Consider the following 12,425-nt stretch of genomic DNA (forward strand, 5'->3'; position numbering starts at 1 on the left):
GTCCTGAGCGGGTGCCCGGAGATTTTCCTATGTCATCTTCCGCACCGAACGCTGTCCTGTCGGTCAGCGGTATCGGCAAGACCTATGCGCAACCTGTCCTGAGCAACATCGACCTGACGCTGTTGCGTGGCGAGGTGTTGGCGCTGACCGGTGAAAACGGCGCGGGCAAAAGCACGCTGTCGAAGATCATCGGCGGGCTGGTTACGCCGACCACCGGCCAGATGCACTTCAAGGGTCAGCCCTATGCCCCCGGCAGCCGGACCCAGGCTGAAGAGCAGGGCATCCGCATGGTCATGCAGGAACTCAATCTGTTGCCGACCCTGTCGGTGGCGGAAAACCTGTTTCTCGACAACCTGCCCAGCCACGGTGGCTGGATCAGCCGCAAGCAACTGCGCCAGGCCGCCATCGAGGCCATGGCCCAGGTCGGCCTGGAGGCGATCGACCCCGACACCCTGGTCGGTGAGCTGGGAATCGGCCACCAGCAGATGGTGGAAATCGCCCGCAACCTGATCGGCGATTGCCATGTGCTGATTCTCGACGAGCCGACCGCGATGCTCACCGCCCGCGAGGTCGAAATGCTCTTCGAGCAGATCACCCGCCTGCAGGCCCGAGGCGTGGCGATCATCTACATTTCCCACCGGCTGGAAGAGCTGGCGCGGGTGGCTCAGCGCATTGCGGTACTGCGCGATGGCAACCTGGTCTGTGTCGAGCCGATGGCCAACTACAACAGCGAACAACTGGTCAACCTGATGGTCGGCCGCGAGCTGGGTGAACACATCGACCTGGGCGAGCGCAAGATCGGCGCACCGGCCCTGACGGTCAAGGGCCTGAGCCGGGCGGACAAGGTGTTCGACGTGTCCTTCGAGGTGCGCGCCGGCGAGATTTTCGGCATCTCCGGCCTGATCGGTGCCGGGCGCACCGAGCTGCTGCGGCTGATCTACGGTGCCGATGTCGCCGACAGCGGCACCGTGGCCCTCGGCACGCCGGCGCAGGTCGTCGATATCCGTTCGCCGGTCGATGCGGTGCGCCATGGCATCGCCCTGATCACCGAGGACCGCAAGGGCGAAGGCCTGCTGCTGACCCAGTCGATCAGCGCCAACATCGCCCTGGGCAACATGCCGGCAATTTCCAGCGGCGGGGTGGTCAACGGTCGCGACGAAACCGCGTTGGCGCAGCGGCAGATCGGGGCCATGCGCATCCGCAGTTCCAGCCCGGACCAACTGGTCTCCGAGCTGTCCGGCGGCAACCAGCAGAAGGTGGTGATCGGCCGCTGGCTGGAGCGCGACTGCTCGGTGCTGCTGTTCGACGAGCCGACCCGAGGGATCGACGTCGGTGCCAAATTCGATATCTACGCGCTGCTCGGCGAACTGACCCGCCAGGGCAAGGCGTTGGTAGTGGTCTCCAGCGACCTGCGCGAGCTGATGCTGATCTGTGACCGCATCGGCGTGCTCTCGGCCGGGCGCCTGATCCAGACCTTCGAGCGCGACAGCTGGACCCAGGACGACTTGCTTGCCGCCGCGTTTGCCGGCTACCAGAAACGTGATGCGCTGCTCAACGACGCGGCGCCTAGGGATACCCTATGAAAACTGCTCCTTCGACCGCCAAGGCCGGTCGCAACTTCTATGGCCTCGGCACCTACCTGGGCCTGGCCGGCGCCTTGCTGGGGATGATCATCCTGTTCTCCAGCCTGAGCAGCCACTTCCTGTCCTACGACACCTTCAGCACCCTGGCCAACCAGATTCCCGACCTGATGGTGCTGGCGGTCGGCATGACCTTCGTGCTGATCATCGGCGGTATCGACCTGTCGGTCGGCTCGGTGCTGGCGCTGGCGGCCTCCGCGGTCAGCGTCGCGGTGCTCGGCTGGGGCTGGAGCGTGCTGCCGGCGGCGGTGCTGGGCATGGGCTGCGCCGCGCTGGCGGGGACCATCACCGGTTCGATCACCGTGGCCTGGCGGATTCCGTCGTTCATCGTCTCCCTCGGCGTGCTGGAAATGGCCCGTGGCCTGGCCTACCAGATGACCGGCTCGCGCACCGCCTACATCGGTGATGCCTTCGCCTGGCTGTCGAACCCGATTGCCTTCGGTATTTCGCCGTCGTTCATCATCGCGCTGCTGGTGATCATTGCCGCGCAACTGGTGCTGACCCGCACCGTGTTCGGCCGCTACCTGATCGGCATCGGCACCAACGAGGAAGCCGTGCGCCTGGCGGGGATCAACCCCAAGCCGTACAAGATCCTGGTGTTCAGCCTGATGGGCCTGCTGGCCGGTATCGCGGCGCTGTTCCAGATCTCGCGCCTGGAAGCGGCCGACCCGAACGCCGGTTCCGGCCTGGAGCTGCAGGTGATCGCCGCGGTGGTGATCGGTGGCACCAGCCTGATGGGCGGGCGCGGTTCTGTGATCAGCACCTTTTTCGGCGTGCTGATCATTTCCGTACTGGCCGCGGGCCTTGCGCAGATCGGTGCGACCGAGCCGACCAAGCGGATCATCACCGGTGCGGTGATCGTCATTGCCGTGGTGCTCGATACCTATCGCAGCCAACGCGCCCGTCGGCGGGCCTGAGTCATGGCGACCATCAAGGACGTGGCCGCGCTGGCCGGGATTTCCTACACCACGGTGTCCCACGTGGTGAATAAGACCCGGCCGGTCAGCGAACGGGTGCGGCTCAAGGTCGAGGCGGCCATCGCCGAGCTCGACTACGTACCCAGTGCCGTGGCGCGCTCGCTCAAGGCCAAGTCCACCGCGACTATCGGCCTGCTGGTGCCCAACAGCCTGAACCCGTATTTCGCCGAGCTGGCGCGGGGGATCGAGGATTACTGCGAACGCAATAACTATTGTGTGATCCTCTGCAATTCCGACGATGATCCGGACAAGCAGCGCAACTACCTGCGGGTGTTGCTGGAGAAGCGCGTCGACGGGCTGATCGTCGCCTCCACCGGCGGTGATGACAGCTTTGCCGCCGGCCTGTCGGCGGTGCGTACGCCGATGGTGATGGTCGACCGCGATATCGACGGGGTCGACACGGACCTGGTGCGCATCGACCACGAGGAGGGCGCCTACCTGGCAACCCGCCACCTGCTGGAACTGGGGCATCGGGCCATCGCGTTCATCGGCGGACCGAAGGACACCAGCGTCGCGCAACTGCGCCTGGCCGGTTATCGCCGGGCGTTGCAGCAGGCCAAGGTCAAGGTGCCGGCCAAGTGGGTGCTGGCCAGCGACTTCACCAGCACCGGGGGGTACCTGGCGGCGGCAAGACTGCTGGACGGCGAGCGGCCCAGCGCGATTTTCGCCGGCAACGACATGCTCGGCATCGGCGCGCTGCGTGCCGCGGCGGAGCGCGGGATCCGCGTGCCGGGCGAGTTGTCGGTCATCGGCTTCGACGATATCCGCATGAGTCGTTATGTCTACCCGGCACTGACCACGGTCGGCCAGTCGATCCTGGAGCTGGGTGAGACAGCCGCCGAGTTGCTGCTGCGGCGCATCGCGACGCCGGGCCTGGCGCTCGACCAGCGTATCGTGATCCCCAGCATCGTCATGCGCGAATCGACGGCGCAGGTTTCGGATGGTTTCGCCTGAAACGTCGGCCCAGCAGTGCTGGCGCCGGCCGAACTGAATTCAAGAGTACAGATGCATGCAAGCAAAAGTAGTGGTCATCGGCAGTCTCAACATGGACCTGGTTACCCGCGCCGAACGCCTGCCCCGCGCGGGTGAGACCCTGATCGGCCAGTCGTTCGGCACCGTGCCCGGCGGCAAGGGTGCCAACCAGGCGGTGGCGGCGGCACGGCTGGGCGCCCAGGTGTCGATGGTCGGCTGTGTCGGCGATGACGCCTACGGGCAGCAGCTGCGCGATGCGTTGCTGGCCGAGGGCATCGATTGCCAGGCGGTCACCGCGGTGGAGGGTGTTTCCAGCGGCGTGGCGCTGATCGTGGTCGACGACAGCAGCCAGAACGCGATCGTCATCGTCGCCGGCGGCAACGGCCGGGTGAGCCGCGAAGGGGTCAAGGGTTTCGACGCGGTACTGCAGGCGGCCGATGTGATCATCTGCCAGCTCGAAATACCGCTGGACACCGTCGGCTATGCGCTCAAGCGCGGCCGCGAACTGGGCAAGACCGTCATCCTCAACCCGGCACCGGCCAGCGCGCCGTTGCCGGCCGACTGGTACGCGTCGATCGACTACCTGATCCCCAACGAAAGCGAAGCTTCGGCCCTGAGCGGCCTACCGGTGGATTCGCAAGCCTCGGCCGAGGCGGCTGCCGCCAGGCTGATGGCGGCCGGGGCAGGGAAGGTGATCATCACCCTCGGCGCCCAGGGTTCGCTGTTCGCCGATGGCCAGGGTTTCACCCATTTCCCGGCGCCCAAGGTTCAGGCGCTGGACACCACGGCCGCCGGCGACACCTTCGTCGGTGGCTTTGCCGCGGCGCTGGCCTGCGGCAAGAGCGAGGCCGAGGCGATCCGCTTTGGTCAGGTCGCGGCGGCGTTGTCGGTCACCCGCGCCGGTGCGCAGCCATCCATTCCGCAATTGTCTGAAGTGCAGGGGTTCGAACTGTCATGAAAAAAGCACCGTTGCTCAACATTGCCCTGTCACGCTTGATCGCCTCGCTGGGTCATGGCGAGATGCTGGTGATCGGCGATGCCGGTCTGCCGGTACCGCCGGGCGTCGAGCTGATCGACCTGGCCCTGACCCCGGGTATCCCCGATTTCGTCAGCACCCTGCGCGTGGTGCTCAGCGAAATGCAGGTGGAAAGCCATGCATTGGCCGAAGAGATCCTGCTCAAGCGCCCACCGGCGCTGGAGACCTTGGAGGCGCTGACGGTCCAGGGTGACCTGGGGCTGCGGCGCCTGCTCAGCCACGAGCAATTCAAGGCACTCAGCCGCCAGGCCAAGGCCGTGGTGCGTACCGGTGAGTGCCAGCCCTACAGCAACGTCATCCTGGTTGCCGGTGTGACGTTCTGATTTTCCAATCGCGCACAAGGAGTGCACCATGCAACGCTATGCTCAGAATTTGTCACGCTGGTTCAGGAGTCTGCTGATCGTGTCCCTGCTCACTGCCACCGGCGCCCAGGCGGCGGAAAAGATCGACCTGATCATCGACACCGACCCGGGTGCCGACGATGTGGTGGCCCTGTTGTTCGCCCTGGCCTCGCCGGAGGAGTTGAACATCCGCGCGCTGACCACCGTCGCCGGCAACGTGCGCCTGGACAAGACCTCGCGCAACGCCCGCCTGGCCCGCGAGTGGGCCGCACGCGAAGAGGTGCCGGTGTACGCCGGCGCGCCGCGGCCGCTGCTGCGCACGCCGATCTACGCCGAGAACATCCACGGCAAGGAGGGCATCTCCGGGGTGACCGTGCATGAACCCAAGGCGCCGCTGGCCCAGGGCAATGCGGTCAATTATCTGATCGACACCCTGCGCGCGGCCAAGCCCCACAGCATCACCATCGCCATGCTCGGGCCGCAGACCAACCTGGCCCTGGCGCTGATCCAGGATCCGGAAATCACCCAGGGCATCAAGGAAGTGGTGGTCATGGGCGGTGCGCACTTCAACGGCGGCAATATCACGCCGGTGGCCGAGTTCAACCTGTTCGCCGACCCGCAGGCGGCCGAGGTGGTGCTCAAGAGCGGCGTCAAGCTGACCTACCTGCCGCTGGACGTGACGCACAAGATCCTCACCAGCGACGAGCGCCTGAAGAAGATCGCCGCGCTGAACAACAACGCGAGCAAGGTGGTCGGCGATATCCTCAACGACTACGTCAAGGGCGACATGGAGCACTACGGCATTCCCGGTGGCCCGGTGCACGACGCCACGGTCATCGCCTACCTGCTCAAGCCTTCGCTGTTCAGCGGGCGTGAGGTCAACATGGTGGTCGACAGCCGCGAAGGCCCGACCTTCGGCCAGACCATCGTCGACTGGTACGACGGCCTGAAGCAGAACAAGAACGTGTTCTGGGTCGAGAACGGCGACGCGCAGGGCTTCTTCGACCTGCTGACGGCGCGCCTGGGGCGTCTGAAGTAAACCGTGTGGCCCGCAGGCGCTCGCCTGCGGGTTGGCTGGGCACAAGGCCCGGCAACGTGCCAAACTGCGGTTTTGCCTTTTCGGGAAAACCGCCGTGCAGATCGACCTGAACAACCCCGACAACCTCACTCTCGAAGCCGTGCGCCAGTTGCTCGCATCGGCCAGTGATGACGTGCACACCCAGTTGCGGGTGACCCGTTCGGGCATCGCCTACCTGTCCAGCGGCGTGGTCGGCGGGCGCGATATCGAGGGGCTGCTGTTTCGCCTGGAAACCTGGGCGGCCGGTTCCGGCTATGTCGGCAACGTGGCGGCGGCCGATGAGGTGTGGGTGCAGCAGGTGTTCAACGCGTTGAAGGACAACTGGCCCAATCCGCCCTTCGACTACATCGACATCTACTGAAATATACAAGCCGTTCATATTCAGTCACGATTGATTGCGCCAGCGGGCTGTTGGCTCAGGCAGACTTGTCCGGTATTGCTGTCAGAATCGGTTCGTCCGCCTGGCAATATGCAACCAATTGCCTGAACGGCGGTCGCACGCACTCTACCTATTTTTCACAAGGAGGCTTCATGCCTTGGAAGCTTGCATCTTTGGGGGCGATTTTCGCCATGTCGGTCTTGGCCGGTTGCTCGACGAACACCGGCTCCGCGCCGGCCAGTAGCAGCGAGCCCGTGACTCGGAACGACGGCGGTCGCTGCGAGGCCAAAGGCGCCGAGTTCGCGATCGGCAAGCAGGCCTCTGCCGAATTGCTGGAGCAGGCACGCAGCCGCAGTGGCGCGCAGACCGCGCGGGTGGTGGGGCCGGATGACATGATTACCCTGGAGTACCGCTCCGATCGCCTGAACCTCAATGCCGACCGTACCGGCAAGATCGAGCGGGTCAACTGCGGTTGATCGCGGCGTTGTCTGTCGCACGCCTTTTCGGGCACCCATAAAAAACCCCGTCACATGGACGGGGTTTTTTTCAGGCCGGGGAGATTACTCCGCGCGAACCTGGGCAGCTTGCATGCCCTTTTGGCCTTTCTCAGCCACGAAGGAAACGGTCTGGCCTTCTTTCAGGCTTTTGAAACCGTCAGCTTCGATAGCTTTGAAGTGTACGAACAGGTCGTCACCGCCACCTTGAGGAGTGATGAAGCCGAAGCCTTTTTCATCGTTGAACCATTTTACGGTGCCGGTTTGGCGATTAGACATGGTGTATCTCCAAGAAACATATATTTTCAGTAGTGCTGTGCTGCTCAGGCCAACTGGGCACACGGAGCTATCATAGTCGAAATGTTCGGCTTGGGAGCCCCCCGCGGCTGCGGATTGCCAATCAGTCGCGCTTTCTTTACCGCCTCGGTCGGCTGAAAGCCCCGGTTTCAAAGGCTTTCAGCGAAAAACGGGGCTGACAAAAAAAGCCGTAAAAACTGCATAAAATGTGTGAAAAAACTGCTTTTTCGCTCTGAAGCCGGCCAAGGGTTGCCGATTCAGCGGCTTATTTGCTCACGCGGCAGGCGGCAACGACATTCAGCGCCTTGGTTTGCAGTTCCTTGCTGGGGCCCTTGTTGGGGTCTTTCGGGTGCATCAGTTCGGACAGCTCGGCCGTGGTGAACTTGTCGTTGAGCTGGTCGGCGCTGCAGGCGCAGTGCTGCTGGGCGGTCTTGAGGTCGACGCTGCGGTTGGCGGCGGCGGTGCAGTCCTTCATGTAGGCGTCGCGTTGGCCGGCCGGCCAGGCAGCCTGTGCGCTCAGCGGCAGCAGCAGGGCGATGGGCGCGGCGAGGGCGAAAAGGTGAGTCAGGCGCATGTTGGAATACTCCTTTGGATAGAGCGCGAACTGAGCGTCGCTTGCAGGGTGTTTGAGGGCCGCAGGGCCGCTCAAGTTCACCGGTGGCAGATGAAACCTGCTGAACTGTAGCAGTTTGTGCTTGTGGCGAGGCGATGACCGTTCATCTGTGCTAGCATCCCCGCCCTGGCTGTATTCGGCGCCGTAGCGGGGTTCCTCCTGCGACGCCACGCCATCAACCCTTTTTTGAACTCCAGTCACTCTGGTTCGTTTCCGGTTGGCCTTGCGGCTCCTGCCACTGTGCGGCAGGCGTTCTTCACTGAGCGGCTGGACGGATCGCGTACTGGCTGCTCATCCCAACCCACGTGACCTTTGGTAGGGGTCACCACTAGGAGAGGAGGCGCCATGCCCACTATTACTCTTCCCGACGGCAGTCAACGTTCGTTCGATCGCCCGGTTTCCGTAGCCGAAGTCGCCGCATCCATCGGTGCCGGCCTGGCCAAGGCCACCGTGGCCGGCAAGGTCAACGGCAAGCTGGTCGATGCCTGTGACCTGATCGACGCCGATTCCACACTGCAAATCATCACGCCCAAGGATGAAGAGGGGCTGGAGATCATTCGTCACTCTTGCGCCCACCTGGTTGGCCACGCGGTCAAGCAGTTGTATCCGACCGCCAGGATGGTGATCGGTCCGGTCATCGACGAAGGTTTCTACTACGACATCGCCTACGAGCGGCCTTTCACCCCGGACGACCTGGCGGCGATCGAAGAGCGCATGCACCAGCTGATCGACAAGGACTACGACGTGATCAAGAAGGTCACGCCGCGCGCCGAGGTCATCGAAGTGTTCACCCAGCGCGGTGAAGACTACAAGCTGCGCCTGGTCGAGGACATGCCGAACGAAACGGCGATGGGCCTGTACTACCACGAAGAATACGTCGACATGTGCCGTGGCCCGCACGTGCCGAACACCCGTTTCCTCAAGTCGTTCAAGCTGACCAAGCTGTCCGGCGCCTACTGGCGCGGCGATGCGAAGAACGAGCAGCTGCAGCGCGTCTACGGCACCGCCTGGGCGGACAAGAAGCAGCTGGCCGCCTACATCCAGCGCATCGAGGAAGCGGAAAAGCGCGACCACCGCAAGATCGGCAAGCGCCTGGGCCTGTTCCACACCCAGGAAGAAGCGCCGGGCATGGTGTTCTGGCACCCCAACGGCTGGACCCTGTACCAGGTGCTCGAGCAGTACATGCGCAAGGTGCAGCGTGACAACGGCTACCTGGAGATCAAGACCCCGCAAGTGGTCGACCGCTCCCTGTGGGAGAAATCCGGGCACTGGGCCAACTACGCCGAGAACATGTTCACCACCGAGTCGGAAAGCCGCGACTACGCCATCAAACCGATGAACTGCCCGTGCCACGTGCAGGTGTTCAACCAGGGCCTGAAGAGCTACCGCGAGCTGCCGATGCGCCTGGCCGAGTTCGGTGCCTGCCACCGTAACGAGCCGTCGGGTGCGTTGCACGGCATCATGCGCGTGCGTGGTTTCACCCAGGACGACGCGCACATCTTCTGCACCGAAGACCAGATGCAGACCGAATCCGCCGCCTTCATCAAGCTGACCATGGACGTCTACGCCGACTTCGGCTTCAAGGACATCCAGATGAAGCTGTCCACCCGCCCTGAAAAGCGCGTGGGCTCCGACGAGCTGTGGGACCGTGCCGAAAGCGCACTGGCCGCGGCCCTCGACAGCGCCGGCCTGCCGTATGACCTGCAGCCGGGCGAGGGCGCCTTCTACGGGCCGAAGATCGAATTCTCGCTCAAGGACTGCCTGGGCCGTGTCTGGCAGTGCGGTACCCTGCAGCTGGACTTCAACCTGCCGATCCGCCTCGGTGCCGAATACGTTTCCGAAGACAACAGCCGCAAGCATCCGGTGATGCTGCACCGGGCCATCCTCGGTTCGTTCGAGCGTTTCGTCGGAATCCTGATCGAGCACTACGAGGGCGCGTTCCCGGCCTGGCTGGCGCCAACCCAGGCGGTGATCATGAATATCACCGACAAGCAGGCCGATTTTGCCCTCGAAGTGGAAAAATCTCTGGCCGAAAGCGGATTCCGTGCCAAGTCCGACTTGAGAAATGAGAAAATCGGCTTTAAAATCCGCGAGCATACCTTGCTCAAGGTTCCCTATCTTTTGGTTATCGGAGACAGGGAAGTCGAAACGCAAACTGTCGCTGTGCGTACCCGTGAAGGCGCTGACCTGGGCTCCATGCCCGTCGCCCAGTTCACGGCGCTCCTCGCGCAAGCGGTTTCCCGGCGTGGTCGCCAAGATTCGGAGTAATTATTATTAAGCGTGATATGAGACAAGATAAACGAGCTGCACCGAAAGCGCCGATCAACGAGAATATCTCGGCACGCGAGGTTCGGTTAATTGGCGCTGATGGCGAGCAGATTGGCATCGTCTCGATTGATGAAGCGCTTCGAATTGCCGAAGAAGCCAAACTGGACCTGGTGGAAATTTCCGCTGACGCCCAGCCACCCGTCTGCCGGGTGATGGACTACGGCAAGTCGATCTTCGAAAAGAAGAAGCAAATTGCTGCTGCGAAGAAAAACCAGAAGCAAGTGCAGGTTAAAGAAATCAAGTTTCGTCCAGGGACGGAGGAAGGGGATTACCAGGTAAAACTACGCAACCTGGTACGTTTCCTGAGTGACGGGGACAGGGCCAAGGTTTCCTTGCGATTCCGCGGCCGTGAGATGGCCCACCAGGAGCTGGGGATGGATCTGCTCAAGCGGGTTGAAGCTGACCTGCAAGAGTACGGATCGGTCGAACAGCATCCTAAGATGGAAGGACGCCAGCTGATCATGGTCATCGCCCCGAAAAAGAAGAAGTAACCACCAGGGCACGGCAGGCCTTGCGGTTATGTTTATCCATTGAATGCGGAGTATCCGAACATGCCAAAGATGAAAACCAAAAGCGGTGCTGCCAAGCGGTTTCTGAAAACTGCTAACGGCATCAAGCACAAGCACGCTTTCAAGAGCCACATCCTGACCAAAATGTCGACCAAGCGTAAGCGTCAACTGCGTGGTAGCAGCCTGCTGCACCCGTCTGACGTTGCAAAAGTCGAGCGCATGCTGCGCCTTCGTTAATTTTTGGCTCAAGAACAGAGGAAGTAACTCATGGCTCGTGTAAAGCGTGGCGTCATTGCCCGTAAGCGTCACAAGAAAATTCTGAAACTTGCCAAAGGCTACTACGGTGCACGCTCGCGCGTATTCCGTGTTGCCAAGCAAGCGGTAATCAAGGCAGGCCAATACGCCTACCGTGACCGTCGTCAGAAAAAACGTCAGTTCCGCGCTCTGTGGATCGCTCGTATCAACGCTGGTGCGCGTATCAACGGTCTGTCCTACAGCCGTTTCATCGCTGGCCTGAAAAAAGCGTCGATCGAAATCGACCGTAAGGTTCTGGCTGATCTGGCAGTGAACGAAAAAGCGGCGTTTGCTGCGATTGTCGAGAAAGCTAAAGCCGTTCTGGCCTAAGTCCCCCGACAATCACCGTGGCCTGCATTCGCAGGCTGCGGTGTTAAACGTCAGTAAATAGGGGAAGAGCCTTCAGGCTCTTCCCCTATTTCGTATCTGGAGTCTGTACATGGAAAACCTGGACGCACTGGTCTCTCAAGCACTTGAGGCTGTGCAAAGCGCTGAAGACATCAATGCCCTGGAGCAAATCCGGGTTCACTACCTTGGCAAGAAGGGTGAGCTGACTCAGGTGATGAAGACCCTGGGGAGCCTGCCGGCAGAAGAGCGTCCGCAAGTCGGCGCCCTGATCAACGTCGCCAAGGAGCGTGTCACCGAGGTGCTCAATGCGCGCAAGGCGTCGTTCGAGGAAGCGGAACTGGCCGCCAAACTCGCCGCCGAGTCCATTGACGTGACCCTGCCTGGCCGTGGCCAGACCTCCGGTGGTCTGCATCCGGTCACCCGGACTCTGGAACGCATCGAACAATTCTTTACCCACATCGGCTACGGCATCGCCGAAGGTCCCGAGGTGGAAGACGATTACCACAACTTCGAGGCGCTCAACATCCCAGGCCACCACCCGGCCCGGTCGATGCATGACACCTTCTATTTCAATGCGAACATGCTGCTGCGCACCCACACCTCGCCGGTCCAGGTGCGCACCATGGAATCGCAGAAGCCGCCGATCCGCATCGTCTGCCCAGGCCGTGTGTATCGCAGCGACTCCGATATCACCCACTCGCCGATGTTCCACCAGGTCGAGGGCCTGCTGGTCGATCGCGACATCAACTTCGCCGACCTCAAAGGCACCATCGAGGAATTCCTGCGGGTGTTCTTCGAGAAGGAACTGGCGGTGCGTTTCCGTCCGTCCTACTTCCCCTTCACCGAGCCATCGGCCGAAGTCGACATGGAATGCGTGATGTGCAGCGGCAAGGGCTGCCGCGTGTGCAAGCAGACCGGTTGGCTGGAAGTCATGGGCTGCGGCATGGTGCACCCGAACGTGCTGCGCATGTCCGGCATCGACCCGGAAGAATTCCAGGGCTTTGCCTTCGGCATGGGCGTTGAGCGTCTGGCCATGCTGCGTTATGGCGTGAACGACTTGCGTCTGTTCTTCGACAACGACTTGCGGTTCCTCGCGCAATTTCGCTAGTCGTCACGAAT

15 protein-coding genes are annotated in these 12,425 nt (G+C 62.3%); 13 read left to right on the plus strand and 2 right to left on the minus strand.

From position 1 onward, the window contains the following. The first annotated feature begins 29 nt into the window (after positions 1-29). The 8 genes from ACM62G_RS23085 (at position 30) to ACM62G_RS23120 (ending at position 6,899) form a co-directional block, all read left to right on the plus strand. Entirely contained in the window at positions 30-1,583 is a 1,554-nt protein-coding gene (locus ACM62G_RS23085; RefSeq protein ID WP_054064487.1) for a sugar ABC transporter ATP-binding protein, read from the plus strand. Continuing rightward, entirely contained in the window at positions 1,580-2,557 is a 978-nt protein-coding gene (locus ACM62G_RS23090) for an ABC transporter permease (protein ID WP_054057748.1), read from the plus strand. The genes ACM62G_RS23085 and ACM62G_RS23090 overlap by 4 nt, the downstream gene beginning before the upstream one ends. A 3-nt stretch (positions 2,558-2,560) precedes the next feature. After that, a complete protein-coding gene (locus tag ACM62G_RS23095) occupies positions 2,561-3,571 on the plus strand; it encodes a LacI family DNA-binding transcriptional regulator (protein WP_054064489.1) in 1,011 nt (336 codons plus the stop codon). Between the two features lie 55 nt (positions 3,572-3,626). After that, positions 3,627-4,547: a ribokinase gene (gene rbsK, locus ACM62G_RS23100; RefSeq protein ID WP_419735634.1), complete on the plus strand. Its 921-nt coding sequence runs from the start codon at positions 3,627-3,629 to the stop codon at positions 4,545-4,547. Further along, entirely contained in the window at positions 4,544-4,948 is a 405-nt protein-coding gene (gene rbsD / locus ACM62G_RS23105) for a D-ribose pyranase (RefSeq protein WP_054057746.1), read from the plus strand. Before rbsK ends, rbsD begins: the two co-directional genes overlap by 4 nt. A gap of 28 nt (positions 4,949-4,976) precedes the next feature. Further along, positions 4,977-6,005, plus strand: a complete 1,029-nt coding sequence (locus ACM62G_RS23110) for a nucleoside hydrolase (protein WP_273822440.1) — start codon at positions 4,977-4,979, stop codon at positions 6,003-6,005. Positions 6,006-6,099: 94 nt separating this feature from the next. Beyond that, entirely contained in the window at positions 6,100-6,405 is a 306-nt protein-coding gene (locus ACM62G_RS23115) for a hypothetical protein (RefSeq protein WP_054057744.1), read from the plus strand. Positions 6,406-6,575: 170 nt separating this feature from the next. Next, positions 6,576-6,899, plus strand: coding sequence for an I78 family peptidase inhibitor (locus ACM62G_RS23120; RefSeq protein WP_419735635.1), 324 nt, complete (start codon positions 6,576-6,578; stop codon positions 6,897-6,899). An 84-nt stretch (positions 6,900-6,983) separates the two neighbouring features. Here ACM62G_RS23120 and ACM62G_RS23125 read toward each other — a convergent pair whose 3' ends face one another. After that, complete coding sequence (locus ACM62G_RS23125) at positions 6,984-7,196, minus strand: cold-shock protein (protein WP_054057742.1); 213 nt, start codon at positions 7,194-7,196, stop codon at positions 6,984-6,986. 283 nt (positions 7,197-7,479) lie between these two features. Continuing rightward, entirely contained in the window at positions 7,480-7,788 is a 309-nt protein-coding gene (locus ACM62G_RS23130) for a hypothetical protein (protein ID WP_054057741.1), read from the minus strand. Positions 7,789-8,172: 384 nt separating this feature from the next. Here ACM62G_RS23130 and thrS point away from each other — a divergent pair, with 384 nt between their 5' ends. The 5 genes from thrS (at position 8,173) to pheS (ending at position 12,414) form a co-directional block, all read left to right on the plus strand. Next, on the plus strand, positions 8,173-10,095 hold the full coding sequence (gene thrS / locus ACM62G_RS23135; RefSeq protein WP_273822436.1) for a threonine--tRNA ligase: 1,923 nt from the start codon (positions 8,173-8,175) through the stop codon (positions 10,093-10,095). Then, complete coding sequence (gene infC / locus ACM62G_RS23140) at positions 10,095-10,646, plus strand: translation initiation factor IF-3 (RefSeq protein WP_186676118.1); 552 nt, start codon at positions 10,095-10,097, stop codon at positions 10,644-10,646. The genes thrS and infC overlap by 1 nt, the downstream gene beginning before the upstream one ends. Positions 10,647-10,706: 60 nt before the next feature. Further along, complete coding sequence (gene rpmI / locus ACM62G_RS23145) at positions 10,707-10,901, plus strand: 50S ribosomal protein L35 (RefSeq protein ID WP_002553160.1); 195 nt, start codon at positions 10,707-10,709, stop codon at positions 10,899-10,901. Positions 10,902-10,931: 30 nt separating this feature from the next. After that, on the plus strand, positions 10,932-11,288 hold the full coding sequence (rplT, locus tag ACM62G_RS23150; RefSeq protein WP_010443727.1) for a 50S ribosomal protein L20: 357 nt from the start codon (positions 10,932-10,934) through the stop codon (positions 11,286-11,288). Between the two features lie 109 nt (positions 11,289-11,397). Continuing rightward, positions 11,398-12,414, plus strand: coding sequence for a phenylalanine--tRNA ligase subunit alpha (pheS, locus tag ACM62G_RS23155; protein ID WP_054057739.1), 1,017 nt, complete (start codon positions 11,398-11,400; stop codon positions 12,412-12,414). Positions 12,415-12,425 lie beyond the last annotated feature (11 nt).

It is taken from the genome of Pseudomonas sp. COR18 (assembly GCF_048568395.1).
Lineage (GTDB): Bacteria > Pseudomonadota > Gammaproteobacteria > Pseudomonadales > Pseudomonadaceae > Aquipseudomonas > Aquipseudomonas fuscovaginae_B.